This is a genomic window from Rhizobium binae, from assembly GCF_017357225.1.
Lineage (GTDB): Bacteria > Pseudomonadota > Alphaproteobacteria > Rhizobiales > Rhizobiaceae > Rhizobium > Rhizobium binae.
On sequence record NZ_CP071604.1, the window covers coordinates 1,990,051 to 2,008,855 of the forward strand.

Annotated in this window: 18 protein-coding genes and 3 tRNA genes; 10 read left to right on the plus strand and 11 right to left on the minus strand. The window is 61.7% G+C overall.

The genetic code is table 11. The features are described 5' to 3' along the window. The first annotated feature begins 2 nt into the window (after nt 1-2). The 4 genes from J2J99_RS09665 (at nt 3) to J2J99_RS09680 (ending at nt 2,040) form a co-directional block, all read left to right on the plus strand. Nucleotides 3-506, plus strand: coding sequence for a GNAT family N-acetyltransferase (locus tag J2J99_RS09665; protein WP_168294838.1), 504 nt, complete (start codon nt 3-5; stop codon nt 504-506). A gap of 3 nt (nt 507-509) precedes the next feature. Next, on the plus strand, nt 510-983 hold the full coding sequence (locus tag J2J99_RS09670) for a GNAT family N-acetyltransferase (protein ID WP_168294837.1): 474 nt from the start codon (nt 510-512) through the stop codon (nt 981-983). A 102-nt stretch (nt 984-1,085) separates the two neighbouring features. Beyond that, nucleotides 1,086-1,484: an NADH:ubiquinone oxidoreductase subunit NDUFA12 gene (locus J2J99_RS09675; RefSeq protein ID WP_004671258.1), complete on the plus strand. Its 399-nt coding sequence runs from the start codon at nt 1,086-1,088 to the stop codon at nt 1,482-1,484. A 115-nt stretch (nt 1,485-1,599) separates the two neighbouring features. Continuing rightward, the gene (locus J2J99_RS09680; protein WP_168294836.1) at nt 1,600-2,040 is read left to right on the plus strand and encodes a DUF2155 domain-containing protein; all 441 of its coding nucleotides are present in this window, start codon (nt 1,600-1,602) and stop codon (nt 2,038-2,040) included. Nucleotides 2,041-2,200: 160 nt separating this feature from the next. Here the strand turns inward: J2J99_RS09680 and aat are convergent, their stop codons facing one another. The 5 genes from aat to J2J99_RS09705 form a co-directional block, all read right to left on the minus strand. Further along, nucleotides 2,201-2,815 carry a leucyl/phenylalanyl-tRNA--protein transferase gene (aat, locus tag J2J99_RS09685; protein ID WP_168294835.1) on the minus strand — a complete coding sequence of 205 codons (615 nt, stop codon included), beginning with the start codon at nt 2,813-2,815 and terminating at the stop codon, nt 2,201-2,203. Between the two features lie 7 nt (nt 2,816-2,822). Continuing rightward, complete coding sequence (accC, locus tag J2J99_RS09690) at nt 2,823-4,178, minus strand: acetyl-CoA carboxylase biotin carboxylase subunit (RefSeq protein WP_205918627.1); 1,356 nt, start codon at nt 4,176-4,178, stop codon at nt 2,823-2,825. A gap of 4 nt (nt 4,179-4,182) precedes the next feature. Further along, the gene (gene accB / locus J2J99_RS09695; protein ID WP_168294834.1) at nt 4,183-4,659 is read right to left on the minus strand and encodes an acetyl-CoA carboxylase biotin carboxyl carrier protein; all 477 of its coding nucleotides are present in this window, start codon (nt 4,657-4,659) and stop codon (nt 4,183-4,185) included. Nucleotides 4,660-4,679: 20 nt separating this feature from the next. Further along, nucleotides 4,680-5,117, minus strand: a complete 438-nt coding sequence (gene aroQ / locus J2J99_RS09700; protein ID WP_168294833.1) for a type II 3-dehydroquinate dehydratase — start codon at nt 5,115-5,117, stop codon at nt 4,680-4,682. Nucleotides 5,118-5,267: 150 nt separating this feature from the next. Beyond that, the gene (locus tag J2J99_RS09705; RefSeq protein ID WP_168294832.1) at nt 5,268-6,026 is read right to left on the minus strand and encodes a DsbA family protein; all 759 of its coding nucleotides are present in this window, start codon (nt 6,024-6,026) and stop codon (nt 5,268-5,270) included. A gap of 211 nt (nt 6,027-6,237) precedes the next feature. Here J2J99_RS09705 and J2J99_RS09710 point away from each other — a divergent pair, with 211 nt between their 5' ends. Then, complete coding sequence (locus tag J2J99_RS09710) at nt 6,238-7,395, plus strand: pyridoxal phosphate-dependent aminotransferase (protein WP_168294831.1); 1,158 nt, start codon at nt 6,238-6,240, stop codon at nt 7,393-7,395. 25 nt (nt 7,396-7,420) lie between these two features. Here the strand turns inward: J2J99_RS09710 and J2J99_RS09715 are convergent, their stop codons facing one another. Next, nucleotides 7,421-8,758, minus strand: coding sequence for a DUF2778 domain-containing protein (locus J2J99_RS09715; RefSeq protein WP_168294830.1), 1,338 nt, complete (start codon nt 8,756-8,758; stop codon nt 7,421-7,423). Between the two features lie 208 nt (nt 8,759-8,966). Then, a complete protein-coding gene (locus tag J2J99_RS09720) occupies nt 8,967-10,832 on the minus strand; it encodes a PHA/PHB synthase family protein (RefSeq protein ID WP_221102377.1) in 1,866 nt (621 codons plus the stop codon). A gap of 146 nt (nt 10,833-10,978) precedes the next feature. Here J2J99_RS09720 and J2J99_RS09725 point away from each other — a divergent pair, with 146 nt between their 5' ends. From J2J99_RS09725 to recJ, 5 genes are all read left to right on the plus strand, one after another. Then, complete coding sequence (locus J2J99_RS09725; RefSeq protein WP_168294829.1) at nt 10,979-11,392, plus strand: SHOCT domain-containing protein; 414 nt, start codon at nt 10,979-10,981, stop codon at nt 11,390-11,392. Between the two features lie 223 nt (nt 11,393-11,615). Continuing rightward, nucleotides 11,616-12,833: an LL-diaminopimelate aminotransferase gene (locus tag J2J99_RS09730; protein WP_168294828.1), complete on the plus strand. Its 1,218-nt coding sequence runs from the start codon at nt 11,616-11,618 to the stop codon at nt 12,831-12,833. 62 nt (nt 12,834-12,895) lie between these two features. After that, a complete protein-coding gene (locus tag J2J99_RS09735) occupies nt 12,896-14,221 on the plus strand; it encodes a homoserine dehydrogenase (protein ID WP_168294827.1) in 1,326 nt (441 codons plus the stop codon). Between the two features lie 205 nt (nt 14,222-14,426). Then, nucleotides 14,427-14,672 (plus strand): hypothetical protein, encoded by a 246-nt coding sequence (locus tag J2J99_RS09740; protein ID WP_168294826.1) that lies wholly within the window; start codon nt 14,427-14,429, stop codon nt 14,670-14,672. An 80-nt stretch (nt 14,673-14,752) separates the two neighbouring features. Continuing rightward, nucleotides 14,753-16,555, plus strand: coding sequence for a single-stranded-DNA-specific exonuclease RecJ (gene recJ, locus J2J99_RS09745; protein ID WP_168294825.1), 1,803 nt, complete (start codon nt 14,753-14,755; stop codon nt 16,553-16,555). Between the two features lie 39 nt (nt 16,556-16,594). Here the strand turns inward: recJ and J2J99_RS09750 are convergent. The 4 genes from J2J99_RS09750 to J2J99_RS09765 all read right to left on the minus strand — a co-directional run bounded on the left by J2J99_RS09750 (nt 16,595) and on the right by J2J99_RS09765 (nt 18,658). Next, nucleotides 16,595-16,669: transfer RNA gene (locus tag J2J99_RS09750), tRNA-Glu, on the minus strand. A 513-nt stretch (nt 16,670-17,182) separates the two neighbouring features. Continuing rightward, nucleotides 17,183-17,257, minus strand: a tRNA-Glu gene (locus J2J99_RS09755). Nucleotides 17,258-17,330: 73 nt separating this feature from the next. Further along, nucleotides 17,331-17,405 (minus strand) — tRNA-Glu (locus J2J99_RS09760). 197 nt (nt 17,406-17,602) lie between these two features. Continuing rightward, nucleotides 17,603-18,658, minus strand: coding sequence for a YcbK family protein (locus tag J2J99_RS09765; RefSeq protein WP_375337282.1), 1,056 nt, complete (start codon nt 18,656-18,658; stop codon nt 17,603-17,605). Between the last annotated feature and the right edge of the window lie 147 nt (nt 18,659-18,805).

Sequence of the window (18,805 nt, forward strand, 5' to 3'; positions counted from 1 at the left end):
CGGTGTACTTCGTCCGCACCGCCGGCGAGCGCGACCTGGAGAAGGTTCGCGCCTTGCTGCTGGAGAGCTTTCACGCCACCTATGACGATCTGCACGGCAAGACCAAGGTCGATGAACTGATCGCCCATCTATTCACGCCGGCGGCGCTGAAGGCGCGCCTGGTGCGCAAGGACGCCGAATTCCTTGTTGCCGACGACGGCCGCAAGATCGGCGGCATGGGTTATGCGGCAATGTCGCAGGCATTGACGAAAACCGTCATACTGCATCTCCTTTACGTCAGCCCGGCGCTGCAGCGCCAAGGCATCGGCCGCGACATCTTCTCTGAGCTCGAAACCTGCTTTCCCGATGCCGAAATCATGCGTCTCGAAGTCGAGCCGCAAAATGCGGCGGCCATCGCCTTCTACCAGGCGCATGGCTTCACCGAAGTCGGCCGCAACGAGTATAGCGCGCCCGGGCAATCCGGCATCCCGGCGCTGATTTTCGAAAAAACGCTCGAGGGGCATTGAGCTATGCTGGTGGAGATGCCCGATATTCTCGTTCGTCAGGCGCGGGCGGACGATCTGCCGGCTCTCGTGGCAATCTTTGCCGCCGATGCCCTCGGCGGTCACGGCGATACGACGGATCCTGAGGCCTTTGCCGATTATGTCAGGGCTTTCACAGCCATCGAGGCTTCGCCCAACCAGATGCTTTACGTTGCGGAGCGTGACGGCGAAGTGGTCGGCACGTTCCAGACGATGGTGACGACCTCGCTGACCGGCCGCGGCTCCTCGGCGATGATCATCGAGGCGGTGCAGACGCGCTCCGATGCGCGCGGGCAGGGGATCGGTGCTCGGATGATCGAATTTGCCATCGCCGAGGCAAAGGGCCGCGGCGTGCGCCTTGTGCAATTGACCTCGAACGCGATACGCAGGGACGCCCATCGTTTCTATGAAAGGCTTGGCTTCAAGCCTTCGCATCTGGGCTTCAAGATGGCCTTGAAATGAACCTTGGCTGTCGTGGAATCGCTGGACAATTCGGCTTGGCGACGGCATAAGCGAGAAAAGAAATTCTGGTTTGGTCCGCACTGGCGGGCACAAGGAAAAGACATGTGGAATCTTCTGGTTCAGACCTTCACCTGGTGGAACAGTCAGACGATGGGCACGCGTTTTGCGACCTGGCGTTTCGGCAAGCGCGTCGGCGAGGATGAATTCGGCAACGTCTATTATGAAGGCGGCATGTCCTCCTACGGTCTGCCGAAGCGTTGGGTGATCTACAAGGGTTATGCCGAAGCCTCTGCCATTCCGCCGGGCTGGCACGGCTGGATGCACCATCGCACCGATGTTCCTCCGTCCAAGGAAAACTACGTCGCCAAGGAATGGCAGAAGACGCACCGCCCCAACCTCACCGGATCGCCACAGGCTTACCGCCCGCCGGGCTCTCTCGCGGTTCCCGGCGAGCGTCCGCGCGTCACCGGCGATTACGACGCCTGGACGCCGGGCAACTGAGACGGCTGACCCCGGGCGATCCCCAAGCCCGGCTTTTGGCCACATTTGACCTTTACCCGCAGGTTGGCCGCGCTTCACCGCGGATGAAACTGAAAAATTATCTGGAGACGGGCACATGAAGCTCTTCACGCGGAACATGGTCCTGCGTGCCGCCGGATCGCTGCTGGCGCTCTCGGCTCTGCTTCCGCCAGTTGCGGCAAATGCCGCACGGATCGAAAATCCCGTTGCCGTCTTCTCCGGCCTCGACAAGATCACCGGCCGCATCACCACCTTCGATGTTTATGTCAACGAGACGGTCCAGTTCGGCGCACTCCAAGTGACCCCGAAGGCCTGCTACTCGCGCGACCAGGCGGAAGCGCAGAAGATCGACGGTTTTGTCGAGGTCGACGAGATCACTCTCGACCGCAAGATCCGCCGCATCTTCACCGGCTGGATGTTTGCCGCCAGCCCCGGCCTCAATGCCGTCGAGCACCCGATCTATGACGTCTGGCTGAAGGACTGCAAGATGAGCTCCGACGTCCCGGCGCCTGACGGCACCAAGGCGACGGCCCGCTGATAGTGTCGCGCGAAGCACCGCAGCGTCAGCGCGTGTGCTCGAGACGCGCAAGAAACGCCGCAACACGTTGATGCCCTCGCGCCCCTAGGCGGTCGGTGTTTTGTTCCTCTTGAAAAGGGCCTTGGCAAAGCGAAGCGCACCGCCGTCTAAACGATCGCGTTTAAAACTTCAGGTGTGGCGATTCCATCGCGGCGGCAAGCAGCAGGGCATAATCGGCCTTCGGAACGTCGATTGCGCCAAACGTCTTCAGATGCTCGGTGGTGAACTGGGTGTCGAGCAGGGTAAAGCCCTTGTTCCTGAGCCGGTCGACGAGGTGCACGAGGCAGATCTTCGAAGCGTCCGTGCGGCGTGAAAACATGCTTTCGCCGAAGAATGCCGAGCCGAGCGAAACGCCGTAGAGGCCACCGACCAGTTCATCGCCGTCCCAGGCTTCAACGGTATGGGCGTGGCCCATGTCGAAGAGCGTCGAATAGAGCGATCGGATTGTCTGGTTGATCCAGGTGCTCGGGCGACCCGACGTCTCCTCCGCGCAGGCCGCGATGACCGATTCGAAGGCGTGGTCGAAACGGATCTCGAAAGGATGGCGGCGCACCTTCTTGGCGAGACTCTTCGATACGTGGAAATGATCGAGCGGTAAGACGCCGCGCAATTCCGGTTCGACCCAGAAGATCTCCGGGTCGTCCGCGGATTCGGCCATCGGGAAGAGGCCGATGGAATAGGCGCGCAGGAGAATGTCAGGGGTGATGCCTGGTGACTTCCTGCGCGATCCTGCCATTCCTGTCCTATGCCGCCGGTGTGTTGGCGAGGTGGTGTTCTAGCCAGTGTATGTCGTAATCGCCGTTGGCGATATCCTGATTCGAGACGAGTTCCTGGAACAGCGGCAGCGTCGTCTTGATGCCGTCCACGACGAATTCATCGAGCGCGCGGCGCAACCGCATCATGCACTCGACGCGGGTGCGGCCGTGCACGATCAGCTTGCCGATCAGGCTGTCGTAATAGGGCGGGATCTTGTAGCCCTGATAGGCGCCGGAATCGATGCGCACGCCAAGGCCGCCCGGCGCATGGAAATGCGTGATCGTGCCGGGCGAGGGTACGAAGGTGCGCGGATCCTCGGCATTGATGCGGCACTCGATGGCGTGGCCGGAAAAATGCACGTCGTCCTGCGTCACCGACAGGCCGCCGCCGGAGGCGACGCGGATCTGCTCGTGCACCAGATCGATGCCGGTGATTGCTTCGGTGATCGGATGTTCCACCTGCAGGCGGGTGTTCATTTCGATGAAATAGAACTCGCCGTTCTCATAGAGGAATTCGATCGTGCCGGCGCCGCGATATTTCAGCTTCTTCATGGCGTCGGCGCAGATCTGGCCGATCTTCATGCGCTGCTCGACATTGAGCGCCGGCGAATTCGCCTCTTCCCAGACCTTCTGGTGGCGGCGCTGCAACGAGCAGTCGCGTTCGCCGAGATGGATGGCATTGCCTTCGCCGTCGCCGAATACCTGGATTTCGATGTGGCGCGGCTTGCCGAGATACTTTTCCATGTAAACGGCATCGTTGCCGAAAGCGGCTGCCGCTTCGGTGCGCGCCGTCGACCAGGCCTCGATCAGGTCGGCCTCGCTCCTGGCGACCTTCATGCCGCGCCCGCCGCCGCCGGCTGTCGCCTTGATCAGCACGGGATAGCCGATTTCGGCGGCCGTCCGCAGCGCATCCTCTTCGGTCTTCACTTCGCCGTCCGAGCCCGGCACGACGGGAATGCCGAGTTCCAGCGCCGTCGTCTTGGCGGTGATCTTGTCGCCCATGATGCGGATGTGATCCGCCGTCGGCCCGATGAAGGTGATGCCATGGGCTTCGAGAATATCGGCGAACTTGGCGTTCTCGGAGAGAAAGCCGTAGCCCGGATGCACGGCGTCGGCGCCGGTGATCTCGCAGGCGGCGACGATCTGATGGATATTGAGATAGCTCTCGCGCGAGGAGGGCGGGCCGATGCAGACACTTTCGTCGGCAAGGCGCACATGCATGGCATCGGCGTCGGCGGTTGAATGCACCACGACGCAGGCGATGCCGAGCTCCTTGCAGGCCCGGAGCACGCGAAGGGCAATTTCCCCGCGATTGGCGATGAGGATTTTCGAAATCATGGGCATGGGCCTATTCGATGACGACGAGGGCTTGGCCGTATTCGACGGGATGTCCGTCATCGACGAGAATCTCGGTCACCTTGCCCGACTTCGGCGAGGGGATCTGGTTCATCGTCTTCATCGCTTCGATGATGATCAGCGTCTGGCCTTCCTTGACCGTGGCGCCGATTTCGATGAAGGGGCGCGCGCCCGGAGCCGGCGCCATATAGACGGTGCCGACCATCGGAGCATTGACGACATTGGCTGGGTTGCGGGTCGGTGCTGCGGCCGGCGCTGCGCCCGCTGCTGCCGGAGCGGCGGCGCCCGCCGGGGCTGCGAAGGCCGGTGCTGCGATCGGCGCCTGCACGTATTGCGTCGTGCCGTTGCGCGACACGCGGATGCGCAGATCGTCCTGCTCGACCTCGATCTCCGTCAGATCCGTCTCGTTGAGAATGTTGGCGAGATCGCGGATCAGTGCCTGATCGATACCCGATTTCTTTTCAGCCATGGTGTTGCCCTGTCTTCTTCTTATACCGTGATGTTCTTCAGCGCATGCAGCGCCAGGATGTAGCTATGTGGCCCGAAGCCGCAGATCACGCCCTTGCATGCCGGCGCGATCATCGACTTGTGGCGGAATTCTTCCCGTGCATGAACGTTGGATATGTGGAGTTCGACGACGGGAATGGAAATGGCGCGGATCGCGTCGTGCAGCGCGACCGAGGTATGCGTATAGGCGCCTGCATTGATGGCGACCCCGACGGCCTTTTCGTCGGCCTCGTGAAACCAGTCCACAAGCGTACCTTCGTGGTTGCTCTGACGGAAATCGATATCGAAGCCGAGTTCGCGGCCGGCAGCTTTGCAGTCCGCTTCGATGTCCTTCAGCGTCTTGCCGCCATAAATGCCGGGTTCTCTTTTACCCAGCATGTTCAGGTTGGGGCCGTTCAGGACAAAAATCGTTTGCGTCATCGAATGTTCCGTAAATGCACGACGGCAACCTATAGACTCCGCGAAGGCTGAATGAAAGCCCTTACGGATTGGCCGGCAGCGATCGCGCCACATTTGTCCACATGGCTGAAACGCTTCGATTTTGGCGATTTGATGAGATGGCCGCGTTGATCAGCAGGCGGTCTTGCCGCAGCTGCGCATATTCTTGACCTTGGCTTCGAGATCGTCGAGCCCGACGGCGCCCGGCACCAGTTCGTTGCCGATCACGTAGGACGGCGTGCCGCTGATGCCGAGGCTGGAGGCGAGCTGGTAGGTCGCCTGAACGATGCCGTCATTCGGGCTCTTCGCCATCTCGGCGCGGATCTTGTCCTCGCTGACGCCGAGCGAGGCGGCGACGGCGATCGCGCTTTCGTCCGAGGCGCGGCCCTCGCTGCCGAGCAGGGCGACATGGAAATCGGCGTATTTTTCAGGCGCCAGCTTGCGGAAGGCGTCCGCCACCTTGTGGGCGGCGACGGAGTCCGGCCCGAGGATCGGAAATTCCTTGAGCACGAATCGAACGTTCTTGTCCTTTTTCAGCATTGCCTGCATGTCGGGAAGCGCATGGCGGCAGTAGCTGCAATTATAGTCGAAGAACTCGACGACGGTGACGTCACCCTTCGGATTGCCGAGCGCGACGTCGTTCTTCGAATCGAAGATGTCGGTCGTGTTCTCTTCGATCGCCATATTGGCCTTCGCCAGCCGCTGGGCTTCCTGCTTCTTCTGGAGCGCCTCCTGGACGTCGAGCATGATCTCGGGATTCTCGATCAGGTACTGCTTGATGAACTCGCCGAACTCCTTCTTCTGCTGGTCGTCGAGTGCTGCTGCCGGAAACGGAAGGGCAATCGATGCTGCAAGAGCCACCGCGGTGAAGCTTTTCGGGAGAAATGCCATAATATCCTCGTCATCGGCGATGTGGCCGTCTCTCTGCCGAGAAGACCGTCGCCGGGTTAATGGACTTGACTGCGTCGCGTCAAGGTACGGCGCGTTCGGTTCTGCTCAAACAGGAATTTTTCATCCCCGCGTCACGCTCGCGGGATTGTGATGAGCCGATTAATGCGGCAATTGTCGGGCCGTCATTGAAGAAGCCGAGCGAGAAACGATCTTGTTTTCCATATCCAAACGCAGCGAAGTCGAGCCTTTTCACGCCATGGATGTCCTGGCGGAAGCGACGAAGCGGCGCGCCAACGGCCATCCCGTCATCTCGATGGCAGTCGGCCAGCCTTCGCATCCGGCACCCCGGGCGGCGATCGAAGCAGCGCGCGAAGCCCTTGCCGAGGGCCGGATCGGTTACACCGATGCGCTGGGAACGGCGCGGCTGAAATCGGCGCTTGCCTGGCACTACAAGGATCGCCACGGCCTGGAGATCGATCCGGCGCGCATCGCCGTCACCATCGGTTCCTCGGCCGGCTTCAATCTCGCCTTCCTGTCGCTCTTCGATGCCGGTGACGCGGTGGCGATCGCCAGACCGGGTTATCCCGCCTATCGAAATATTCTTGGCGCGCTCGGTCTGAAGGTCGTCGAGGTGCCGGTAACGGCCGAGACCCATTTCACGCTCACCCCCGAGAGCCTCGAGGCGGCGCAAAAAGAAGCCGGTGTCCGACTGAAGGGTGTGCTGCTCGCAAGCCCCGCCAACCCGACCGGCACGGTAACGGGCCGCGAGGGGCTGAAGGCGCTTTCGGATTACTGCGCAGCCCATTCCATCGCCTTCATTTCCGATGAAATCTACCACGGGCTGACCTTCGCCGGCGAGGAGGTGAGCGCACTGGAACTGACCAACGAGGCGATCGTCATCAACTCCTTCTCAAAATATTATTGCATGACCGGCTGGCGGATAGGTTGGATGGTATTGCCGGAACGCCTGGTGCGGCCGATCGAGCGGGTGGCGCAGAGCCTTTATATCTCGCCGCCCGAGCTCTCCCAGATTGCCGCCACGGCCGCGCTAGGCGCCGGCGCCGAGCTCGATCGTTATAGGGCGAGCTATGCTGCCAACCGCGAGTTGCTGATGCAGCGCCTGCCGCAGATCGACCTTTCGATCGCCTCGCCGATGGACGGTGCTTTCTACGCCTATCTCGACGTCACCCGCTTCACCAATGACAGCATGGGCTTTGCCAAACGCATGCTCGCCGAAATCGACGTCGCCGCAACGCCTGGTCTCGATTTCGATCCGCTGGACGGAAATCGAACTTTGCGTCTGTCTTACGCGGGTTCGGAAGCGGAGATCGCCGAGGCGGTGGAGCGAATCGCTGCTTGGCTGAAATAGCCAGCGTCCGCTGTTGCCCTGTCGGTCAGCCTCGAGAGGAAAACAGCGATGCCAGCGTCGAACCCGGCTTGTTGTTCAGCCGCGGCACGACGACGAGCTGCTTGATGTCGCCGCGTTTGTAGGCGGCCAGAAAGCGCTTGTAATCCTTGAAGACGAGGCAGCCGTTGGAATCGCCGTTCTTGCCGAGCATGTAAGTGTGGGCGAGCAGCCCCACGCGGTCGTAGATGGCGTCCGAGCCCTCGACCGGCGTCATCCGCAGCGCTTCGACACCATGAAAGAGGGCCTCGCGCATGGTCAGGACATAGGTGTGCGGCGGCGTCGGTCCGCGCATCTTCTGGCTCACGTAACGAGGGTTGTCGCGCATCTTTCCGAGACCGGAATGAGCCTCCAGCCGTTCGCCATTCGGCAGGTAGACGGTGCTGTTTTCGATATCATAGATCGCGACACCCGCCCGCAGCTTCGGCGAGAAGACCGGCTTGTCGTAGCGCGGCACGGCATCGTCCTCATCGTCCTCGATCGGCGAGTTCGGCTGGGCATAGGCCAGGACAGGCCCAGCAGAGCGCTGCTCACCCTTGGCGGCCGGCGCCGGTTTGCCGACGAGTCCGTCCGGACGCGCCATCGGCAGCGGCACGGCACCTGCATCGGGTGAAAGGACGAGATCGAAGGGTTGATCCTCTGCCGCTGCGACCTCCACCGGTGCGGATTCTGTTTCAGGAACCGAGGCGGTCCTGACAGGAGACGCGATCGGCTCGATCGGGGCGGGCGCAATCTGCCGGGGGCCTGCATCGGCAAGCGCGAGCATCGCCCGGAGTTGGGCCGCGGCGACGGCCTCCTTGGACGGAACGATGATCCGGTCGCCGTCGTTCTCTTCAATCTCTGCCGAGGCGAGTTCGACTGGCGGCGGCGCGATCGCATCATCCTTGCGGAACTTGGCGCTGTCGGAAATCGCGGCGACGACCGGTTGCTCGCCAGCCATGACGAGCCGACTGTTCTTCGTAAGAGCCGCCAATGCCGTTGCGGCGGCGGCAGTCTTTTCGGCGTGAGACTGGATGAGGCTTGCGGTCAGCGGCATCTTCGGCTTCGCGTCGAAGGCGATCAGCCGATCGCCCTTGCCGACATGGATCAATCTCTCAAGGCGAGTTGACGGCGCCACCTTCGGGGTGGCCCCGATCTGTGCCAGGCTACCGGCTGGAGAGAAGGGCGCGGCGACCGAATGCATCGTTGCCAAGGTCGCGATCAGCCATGTTGAGGCTAAAAGCCCGGCGCCGACAACACCGTAAAGAAAATCGCGAGATCTGTGCGAACGCAAAGCAGATCCGCCAAGAGGGGCGACGTTATCCAACGTCCCTACCGCAAACGCCATACTACACTCGTCTTTCAAACTCGCTACGCAGGCCGGCGGCACTGACTGACTAAAACTTCGCCGGGGCCGGTAAGGGCGCAAAGGGGCCAAATTTAGGCCGCCTGCGACTTCCGACTGTTTTGAGAGGATGACGAATTATGGTTTCTAATTTGTTTACGCGATATCGCTGTTTTTTGGGATGTCTCAAAAAGAGATGCCTGCCGGCGTCTCAGGTGCGTTCCATCACATAACTTCCCGGTGCTTCTTCGATCGCGTTCAGCGCATCGCCGCCGGGTTTGCGCGCCGCAACGCGTCTGCCGTCCTGCGTCTCGATCCAGGCCTGCCAATGCGGCCACCACGATCCCGGCGTCTCGGTGGCTCGCTCGAGCCAGGTCTCGTAGTCGCCCTTGGCCGGGCCACCCGTCCAGAACTGGTATTTCTTCTTGTCGGGCGGGTTGACGACGCCGGCGATATGTCCCGAACCGGTGACGACGAATTCTACCTTGCCGCCGAAGAACTGGCTGCCGAGGAAGACCGATTTTGCAGGTGCGATGTGGTCCTCGCGCGTGGCGAGATTATAGATCGGGATCTTCACATCCTTCAGCGATACGCGCTTGCCGTCGAGGATCATTTCGTTCTGCGTCAGCGCATTGCGCAGATAGCAGTTGCGCAGATAGAAGGCATGATTTGCCGCCGCCATGCGGGTCGAATCGGCGTTCCAGAACAACAGGTCGAAGGGCAGGGGCTCCTGGCCCTTGAGGTAGCTGTTGACGAAATAGGGCCAGATCAGCTCGGAAGCGCGCAGCATATTGAAGGCCATCGACATCTTCGAGCCGTCGAGATAACCGGCCGACTTCATATGCTCTTCGAGCGCGGCAAGCTGCTCTTCGTCGACAAAGACCTTCAGGTCGCCGGCATGGGTGAAGTCGACCTGGGTGGTGAAGAGCGTCGCCGTCTTGATGCGCTTGTTCTTCTCCTTGGCGTGCAGCGCCAGCGTCGCCGCCAGCAGCGTGCCACCGACGCAGTAGCCGACGGCATTGACCTCCTTCTCGCCGGTTGCCTTGTCGATTGTCTCGAGCGCGAAATCGATGCCCTCGCGGGCATAGGCCGTCCAGTCCTTCTTGGCGTGGCGCGCATCCGGGTTGACCCAGGAAATGACGAAGACGGTCTGCCCCTGGTCGACGCACCATTTGATAAAGGATTTCTGCGGATTGAGGTCGAGAATATAGAATTTGTTGATCCAGGGCGGGCAGATCAGCAGCGGCCGCTTCAGCACCGTGTCGGTCGACGCCTCGTACTGGATGATCTGGCAGATGTCGTTCTGGGCGATCACCTTGCCCGGCGTCAGCGCCATGTCGCGGCCGACGGCAAATTTCGTCATGTCGGTCTGGCGAAGGCGCAGATCGCCATGTCCGGCGGCGATATCCTCGGCGAGCATCTTCATCCCCCGCACCAGGTTTTCGCCGTTGCTGGCGATCGTCTCGCGATAGAGCTGCGGATTGGTGGGGATGAAGTTGCTCGGCGAAAGCGCTGCGGTGATCTGCTTCACGTAGAAGCCCGCCTTGTGCTTGGTGTGCTCGTCGAGGCCGTCGGTCTCCGACACCAGCTTCTCCACCCAGTCACTGGTGACGAAATAGACCTGGCGGAGAAAATCGAAGAACGGATTCTTCTGCCAGTCCTCGTCGGAGAAGCGCTTGTCCTTGCGGGTATCGGGCTCGGGCGGCAAGGGCTCGCCCTGTCCGCTCATGCTTTGCATGCGCTGCATCGAACGCATCCAGATGCCGAAGAACGAAGACATCAGCTGCGTCTGCGCCTCGAAGGTGCGGCGGGGATCGGAAATCCAATATTCGCTGACCTTGGAAAGCGTCTTGACCATGTCGGCCATCGGATCGATGGCGGTTTCGGTGATCTCGCCGCGTTCGCGCGGCGCAAGCCAGGCCGAAGCGGCTTGCCCGAGATTTTCGAGAGCCCGGGCGAAATTCATCGCCATGGTCTCGGGATCCTTCAACACATAGGGATCGAGATCGGTTGCGTCGAAACCGGCCTTGCCGCCATTTTTCTGGCCGCCACTCTCCTGCTTGCTGTCGGTCACCATTTCCTCCGGCGGCAGCACCCTTTTTATCCGTTCGTTGTACATCGTGACCGAACGAGAAAACAAGTTCCACCCGCATCGGCTCGTGCTATTGCTTTGTGGCTACGACAAATTTAACAGTCGAAGCGGTCAGAACTGGATTTTGAGGCATGACGAAGAACGGCATTCGGCGCATCGCAACCTTCAACCGCACCGCATTGATTTGCGCCGCGGCGGCGATGGCCCTTGCCGGATGCAATCTGACGGCGGAGGAGAAGGCCGCGGCCGCGGCCAAGCGAGCGGCGCCGACCGCCGTCGTCATGCCGGCCACCAAGGGCGAAGCGGTCGAAGGTGGCCTCACCAAGTCGCCGGACGGCTATCCGAATTTCGGCGCGCCGCTAACGGCCGCTAACGTCCAGATGAGCGACGAGCAGGCGGCCGAGCTGCAGCATCAGCTGACCGCCCTTGCCGCCCGGCGCAAGGCCGGCGCGATTTCGGAAGCCGAATATCAGGCCAAGGTCGCCGAAATGCGCCGCCTGGCCGCCGAGCACGGCGAGCAGACGCTCTCCGAAATCTCCAAATAAACCTTGCCTTTCAGGCGATTTGGACGCAAAGCCTTCGGCAAGGATCGGAAGATGCAATTTTCCCGATAATGCGTGCCGACGCGGCCTTTCCGTCAAAGAATTGCCGCGTCACTTGGGTCTGATGAAATACGGCGCTGCGATTCTGAAGTTCGTGTTGCAGCCGCCGGGAGACGGAACGAACTTCGACTGCGGCCCGAAATGCCGCCTTTCCATGGGGAATGAAATGGAAGAGTTTCACAAAGTCCGGCGTTTGCCGCCTTATGTTTTCGAACAGGTCAACCGTTTGAAAGCAAGCGCGCGAGCGGGCGGCGCCGATATCATCGATCTCGGCATGGGAAACCCTGACCTTCCAACCCCCCAGGCGATCGTCGATAAGCTCTGCGAGGTCGTACAGGATCCGCGCACTCACCGTTATTCCTCCTCCAAGGGCATTCCGGGCCTGCGCCGCGCCCAGGCCGCCTATTATGCCCGCCGTTTCGGCGTCAAGCTCAACCCGGATACGCAGGTGGTCGCCACCTTGGGCTCGAAGGAAGGCTTCGCCAACATGGCGCAGGCGATTACCGCCCCCGGTGACGTCATCCTCTGCCCGAACCCGACCTACCCGATCCACGCCTTCGGCTTCCTGATGGCGGGCGGCGTGATCCGCTCGATGTCGGTTGAGCCGGACGAGAGCTTTTTCCCGCCGCTCGAGCGCGCCGTCCGGCATTCGATCCCGAAGCCGCTGGCGCTGATCCTCAACTATCCGTCGAACCCGACCGCTCTCGTGGCGACGCTCGATTTCTACAAGGACGTCATCGCCTTCGCCAAGAAGCACGATATCATCGTGCTCTCCGACCTTGCCTATTCGGAGATCTATTTCGACGGCGCGCCGCCGCCGTCGGTTCTCGAAGTGCCGGGCGCGATGGATGTGACGGTCGAGTTCACCTCGATGTCGAAGACCTTCTCCATGCCCGGCTGGCGCATGGGTTTTGCCGTCGGCAACGAGCGGCTGATCGCCGCTTTGACCCGCGTCAAGTCCTACCTCGACTATGGCGCCTTCACGCCGATCCAGGTGGCGGCGACCCACGCGCTGAACGGCGATGGTTCCGACATTGCGGAAGTCCGCAACGTCTATAAGCGCCGCCGTGACGTCATGGTCGAAAGTTTCGGTAAGGCCGGTTTTGAAGTGCCGCCGCCGGCGGCGACCATGTTCGCCTGGGCGAAGATTCCGGAAAAGTTCCGTCATCTCGGTTCGCTGGAATTCTCCAAGCTCCTGGTCGAGAAGGCCGACGTCGCCGTTGCCCCGGGTATCGGCTTCGGCGAACAGGGCGACGACTACGTCCGTCTGGCGCTTGTCGAGAACGAACACCGCATCCGCCAGGCTGCGCGCAACATCAAGAAGTTCATGTCGACCGCGGACGAGACGATGCATAACGTCATTTCGCTGAACGCACACCGCTAATCTTAACTCTCGGCAGCCGCCTTCCGACGGCTGCCGCCAAACAGACATTTCAGGATCGATCCATGGCAGATGCCCTCAAAATCGGCATTGCGGGCTTGGGCACCGTTGGCGCCTCGCTTGTCCGCATCATTCAGCAGAAGAGCAACGAGCTTGCCGTCACCTGCGGGCGTCCGATCACCATCACGGCGGTCTCCGCGCGCGACAAGACGAGGGACCGTGGCATCGATCTCTCAGGCGTCGCCTGGTTCGACCGGCCGGAAGACCTCGCCGAAAAGGGCGACATCGATGTTTTCGTCGAGCTGATGGGCGGCGCCGAAGGGGCTGCCAACGTCTCGGTTCGCACGGCCCTGCAGCGCGGTCTCCACGTGGTGACAGCCAATAAGGCGCTGCTTGCCTATCACGGCGTCGAGCTCGCGACGATCGCCGAAGATAAGGGCTCGCTGTTGAATTTCGAGGCGGCTGTTGCCGGCGGCATTCCCGTCATCAAGGCGCTGCGCGAATCGCTGACCGGTAACGCGGTCTCGCGCATCTACGGCATCATGAACGGCACCTGCAATTACATCCTTACCAAGATGGAGAAGGAAGGGCTGTCCTTCGCCGAATGCCTCAAGGAAGCGCAGCGGCTGGGTTATGCCGAGGCCGATCCCGCCTTCGATATCGAAGGCAACGACACCGCCCATAAGCTCGCGATCCTGACGACGCTCGCCTTCGGCAATCGCATCGCCGCCGACGACATCTATCTTGAAGGCATCACCAATATCTCGATCGAGGATATCCACGCCGCCGCCGAGCTCGGCTACCGCATCAAGCTCTTGGGCGTTGCCCAGCGCACCGATACCGGCATTGAGCAGCGCGTCCATCCGACGATGGTGCCGGTCGATTCGGTCATTGCCCAGGTCGACGGCGTCACCAATGCGGTAGCGATCGAATCCGATGTGCTCGGCGAACTGCTGATGGTCGGTCCCGGCGCTGGCGGCAATGCCACAGCCTCATCGGTGCTCGGTGACATCGCCGATATCGCCAAGAGCCAGCCGGGCGCCCAGCGCGTGCCGGTGCTCGGGCATCCTGCAAAGGCGCTCGAGCCCTACCGCAAGGCCCAGATGCAGAGCCACGAGGGCGGTTATTTCATCCGCCTGACCGTGCTCGACCGCACCGGGGTCTTTGCAAGCGTCGCAACCCGCATGGCCGAAAACCACATCTCGCTCGAATCGATCGTCCAGCGTTCGAAGCAGCATCTGTCGCCGTCGCACCACCAGACGATCATTCTCGTGACCCATGCGACAATGGAGGAATCGGTGCGCAAGGCCGTCGCCTCGATCAAGTCGGAAGGATATCTCTTCGGCGAGCCGCAGGTCATCCGCATCGAACGGCCGAAAGAAGAAGCTTGATCCTTTCCCGTTCGGGAATACGAGCCGTCCTGCCTTGTTGAACTACCCGCGAAAGTTGGACATCAGACTTCGCGGCAGTTCACGATAGCAGGGCGGCTTTTTCTGTTGATCGTGCAACCCGCCATACGGAAGTCTATATTAACAATTGCGCAAATAGGGATATAAATAAAACCATAGATGGTGAGTCGTCGGCGTGGAGCATTTCATGAGCAAGGACAGCCAAGCCGGGAAGGGGTATGGCTGCCCGAGCGAGATGCCGCCAAACCATCCTGACCTGCCCGCGGAAATTCTCAAGCCGGTCCATCGCGACATTCGGGAGGAGATTCCCGAGGACGTTGACGGCGAAGAAAACACCGAAGGCCGCAACTGGGCGATCCTGCTGACGCTCTTTTCGTTTCTGCTGGTGCAAATCGGCGGAATCGCCATGATCATTTGGGCGATCTTCTGGTAAAAATCCGTGTCTGCACGTCCATCGCTATGTTATCTCCGCTGCTCCTGTAGAAAGAACAGATGACATCAGCGGAGTTTGGCATGTCAGATCTCGTCGATCCGGTACAGCGCGCATTTCTCGGCGTGGAGAAATCCGCACTCGACAATCGCTGGGTCGCAAGACTCGACCAGGCCGGCCAGAATCGGGCGCTCGCCATGTCGCAGCTTCACGGGCTGCCGGATCTGATTGCGCGCGTTCTCGCCGGACGCGGCGTTGCGGTGGACGAGGCGATCGAATTTCTCGATCCGACGATTCGCAGCCTGATGCCCGATCCCCACACGCTGACCGACTGCGAGAAGGCGGCGACCCGCCTCATGAGCGCGATCGAGCGCGGCGAGAACGTGGCGATCTTCGGCGACTACGACGTCGACGGCGCGGCCTCATCGGCGCTGATGTTTCGCTTTCTCAGCCATTTCGGCGTCAAGGCGAACATCTACATTCCCGACCGGATCTTTGAAGGTTACGGCCCCAATCCGGCGGCGATCAACCAGCTGATCGACAACGGTGCCCGGCTGATCGTCACCGTCGATTGCGGCTCCACCAGTCACGAGGCGCTTGCGGCGGCTGTCGCGCGCAATATCGATGTTGTCGTTATCGATCACCACCAGGTGACACACGAGCTGCCGCCCTGTCACGCGCTGGTCAACCCGAACCGCGAAGACGATCTCTCGGGGCAGGGGCATCTCTGCGCGGCTGGCGTCGTCTTCATGGTGCTGGTGGCGACGCTGAGGCTGCTGCGCGCGGCCGGCAACAAGCGCATCCTGGCCCTGGACCTGCTGCAATGGCTGGATATCGTCGCGCTGGCGACCGTCTGCGATGTCGTGCCGCTGAAGGGGCTCAATCGCGCCTATGTGGTCAAGGGGCTGGTCGCTGCCCGCCACCAGAGCAATGCCGGGCTTGCCGCACTCTTCCGCAAGGCCGGGCTCGCCGGCCCGGTGACACCCTATCATTTCGGCTTCCTGATCGGCCCGCGCATCAATGCCGGCGGACGAATCGGCGATGCCGCACTCGGAAGCCGCCTGTTGACCCTCGACGATGCCGGCGAGGCTGAAATCATCGCTCAGCGTCTCGACGAACTCAATCGCGAGCGCCAGGCGATGGAGGCCATGATGCTGCAGGAGGCGGAAGCCGAGGCGCTGGCCGAATATGGCGACGGCGAGGGCGCCTCCGTCATCGTCACCGCCCACGAGAAATGGCATCCCGGCATCGTCGGGCTGATCGCGGCGCGGCTGAAGGAAAAGTTCAAACGGCCGGCCTTCGCGATCGCCTTCGATCCCTCCGGCCGCGGCACCGGCTCGGGCCGCTCCATCAACGGCTTCGACATGGGCAGAATGGTGCGGGCGGCGGTCGACGAGGGGCTGCTCGTCAAGGGCGGCGGCCACGCCATGGCCGCCGGGCTGACCGTCGAGCGCGCCGATCTCGGCAGGCTCAGAACCTTCTTCACCGAAAAGGCGGCAAGGACGGTGGCGAACCTCGTCGCCAACGAGACGCTGAAGATCGACGGGGCGATCGGCGCCAGCGGCGCCACGCTCGAACTCATCGACCGTCTGGAAGCGGCCGGCCCCTACGGTTCCGGCCACGCCCAGCCGCTCTTTGCCGTGCCGGCGCACCGCGTGCGCGACGCCCGCCTGGTCGGCGAGAAACATGTGAAGGTGACGCTGGAGGCAATGGACGGGTCGCGGCTCGATGGAATCGCATTCCGCGCCGCCGATACGACGCTCGGCAACCTTCTCGTCAATTCACGCGGCGCCAGCCTGCATGTGGCGGGTACGCTCGGCGCCGATCATTACCAGGGCGCCCGCCGCATTCAGATGCGCGTCTGCGATGCCGCGCCGGCAAAATAGAAGGCCACGGCTTATGATGAGGATTTGTAGGAAAGAAAGTGGCACGCCCTAGGGGAGTCGAACCCCTCTTCCCAGAATGAAAATCTGGTGTCCTAACCGATAGACGAAGGGCGCTTCCTTCGTGGTGGCGCCCTTATAGTCAGCAGCTTCAAAAGCCGCAAGCGCCAAGGCGCGAAAAAATCATCGTTTTCGCCGATTTTTTTGCTGCCGTGGAAAAAGGGTGGCGAACGTTATGGCGGACGCAAGAATTCAAGTTCGGCGGATCGTTTGGGCGGCGTGACACGCCCCTACAGGTGCTCTGCACGACGCCTTGCGAGACCTGCCACATCTACTCACCGAACCTCGGGACGCTCCAGGAGGCGGTCGGTCCCACCGCGCGGAGATTGTCGCGGACGTCGCCAACCATGCGGACATCGCGCCCATCGTGCATTTCAGCGAAATCGTTGGAGGGTAAGAGCTTCGGCTCGTCAGGCGTATCCGTCGAACTTTCCGGGATCGGCCCAGTGCTGGCGCACCTGATCCAGGGTGACGCAGCCGGTGTCGAACCGGTCGACGATCGGGAACAGGTGATTGCCGTTGAAGCGAAACTACCTGGCTCTCGTCAAAATCGGTGACCTAGCCCGAATGTGGTACGCCCTAGGGGAGTCGAACCCCTCTTTACAGAATGAGAATCTGTCGTCCTAACCGATAGACGAAGGGCGCAGGCTGGCTTCGTTATGATAAGAGCGCAGGCCGGCTTCTGCAAGCGGATGCGATGGTCTCAATGTCGAGAGAGTGGCACGCCCTAGGGGAGTCGAACCCCTCTTCCCAGAATGAAAATCTGGTGTCCTAACCGATAGACGAAGGGCGCTTCCTTCGTGGTGGCGCCCTTATAGTCAGCACCTGCAGAAGCCGCAAGCGGCAAATTCGATTTTTTTCAAAAAAATGACAGATATTTTCGCGACGCCGGCATTGGAGATTACCGATGCCGAATCAACGGCTTGTACGTCTTGTCGGAAGCGCGGAAAACCAGACTGACGTAACGTGATCCAGTCCATGAGGGCGATATCAGATCGCTCTGGCGGTCGTCATCGGCGCGCGTTTGCCGCTGCACCCCCAGTTCCAGTCGCGGCTCCTGCCGGTGTCGAGATGGACGGAATCCGTGTGGCAATAGGTGCCGACGCCGCCGCGATCCGGCAGGGAGCGGATATACGCGGCGATATCCCATTTCGACACGCCGTCGATCTGGATGTCAGCGGCCTCGCAGCTCTTGTGCATCGATTCGTCGGCGCCGCCGGCCAGGCGGTTATGTTCTTCGTCCCGATAGCCTGAGGTGACGATGACGGGCCGGCCAAAATGATTTTCGACCGTCTTGATCACTTTCAGGAGGTCGGGTTTGAAGCAGCCGACCTCGACATGATCGTTCTGGACATGGAGCCCGTTCGGCGCGACACGCGTCATGCCGGGCAGGGCGGCCTTGTGCAGGAGGCCCGAAAGGCTGCCGAGCAGGTTCTGCTTCGGCGCGCTGTAAAGCGCGTTGGTCGTCGAGGCCGGAATGCCGCCTGTCGCCAGCGAGGCGGTTTGAACGGGCACAGGCTGCGTGCCGGAGTTCTCCGAGGATTGCTGAGGCAGCACCGGGGTCACCGGCTCTGCGGGCACGGCAGGCTGACTGTAGACGCTGCTTCTCGTCGGTGCCACGCCTTCCGTCGGCGCATAGGCTTGCGGCTGGACGATGGTGGACGTGCTGCGGTCTTGCGGCAGCGGCCGTTGATCCGAAAAGATGCTCATCGCCTGCGCATTGATCCGTGTCGACTGCATCACCAGCCCGCCGATATTGGCAGGCGCTGCCACTGCCGGATCGGCCGGCGGAACGGCGGCATTCGGATCCGCTGCGACGCCCTGCGGCGCGGCCTGCGCGCCGGAGACGTTGACGAGCCGCGGGTCGGTGTAGACGGAGCGCGGCGCAGATTTCGTCGGCGCCGTCGCGGCAAGCTGGGGCGCTGCGGCCGCCGTTGGCGGAATCACCGGAGCCGCGGCGGCTGAATCGAGTGCCTTCTTGTCCGACGCACAGCCGGACAGCGCCAGCATCGAGGTGGCAATCAGCAAAGCGCCCACTACAGGCATCCGCATCTCATTCATAGGCAAGCAACCAGTCTCCAGTTGATGCGGATAACGGCGAAAATCGCCATTTTCCGCGTCGAGTCAGCTGGAGATTGCCTGCGGGGCCGGATCGCGGCAAGCGCCAAGGCGCCGCCCGGAGCCGAAATCGCA

Bases quoted from the DNA above. Each gene is read 5' to 3' on its own strand.
- J2J99_RS09670 (WP_168294837.1), top strand. From the start codon at position 510: ATGCTGGTGGAGATGCCCGATATTCTCGTTCGTCAGGCGCGGGCGGAC.
- J2J99_RS09675 (WP_004671258.1), top strand. From the start codon at position 1,086: ATGTGGAATCTTCTGGTTCAGACCTTCACCTGGTGGAACAGTCAGACG.
- J2J99_RS09680 (WP_168294836.1), top strand. From the start codon at position 1,600: ATGAAGCTCTTCACGCGGAACATGGTCCTGCGTGCCGCCGGATCGCTG.
- aat (WP_168294835.1), bottom strand. From the start codon at position 2,815: ATGGCAGGATCGCGCAGGAAGTCACCAGGCATCACCCCTGACATTCTC.
- accC (WP_205918627.1), bottom strand. From the start codon at position 4,178: ATGCCCATGATTTCGAAAATCCTCATCGCCAATCGCGGGGAAATTGCC.
- accB (WP_168294834.1), bottom strand. From the start codon at position 4,659: ATGGCTGAAAAGAAATCGGGTATCGATCAGGCACTGATCCGCGATCTC.
- aroQ (WP_168294833.1), bottom strand. From the start codon at position 5,117: ATGACGCAAACGATTTTTGTCCTGAACGGCCCCAACCTGAACATGCTG.
- J2J99_RS09705 (WP_168294832.1), bottom strand. From the start codon at position 6,026: ATGGCATTTCTCCCGAAAAGCTTCACCGCGGTGGCTCTTGCAGCATCG.
- J2J99_RS09715 (WP_168294830.1), bottom strand. From the start codon at position 8,758: ATGGCGTTTGCGGTAGGGACGTTGGATAACGTCGCCCCTCTTGGCGGA.
- J2J99_RS09720 (WP_221102377.1), bottom strand. From the start codon at position 10,832: ATGGTGACCGACAGCAAGCAGGAGAGTGGCGGCCAGAAAAATGGCGGC.
- J2J99_RS09725 (WP_168294829.1), top strand. From the start codon at position 10,979: ATGACGAAGAACGGCATTCGGCGCATCGCAACCTTCAACCGCACCGCA.
- J2J99_RS09730 (WP_168294828.1), top strand. From the start codon at position 11,616: ATGGAAGAGTTTCACAAAGTCCGGCGTTTGCCGCCTTATGTTTTCGAA.
- J2J99_RS09735 (WP_168294827.1), top strand. From the start codon at position 12,896: ATGGCAGATGCCCTCAAAATCGGCATTGCGGGCTTGGGCACCGTTGGC.
- J2J99_RS09740 (WP_168294826.1), top strand. From the start codon at position 14,427: ATGAGCAAGGACAGCCAAGCCGGGAAGGGGTATGGCTGCCCGAGCGAG.
- recJ (WP_168294825.1), top strand. From the start codon at position 14,753: ATGTCAGATCTCGTCGATCCGGTACAGCGCGCATTTCTCGGCGTGGAG.
- J2J99_RS09765 (WP_375337282.1), bottom strand. From the start codon at position 18,658: ATGCCTGTAGTGGGCGCTTTGCTGATTGCCACCTCGATGCTGGCGCTG.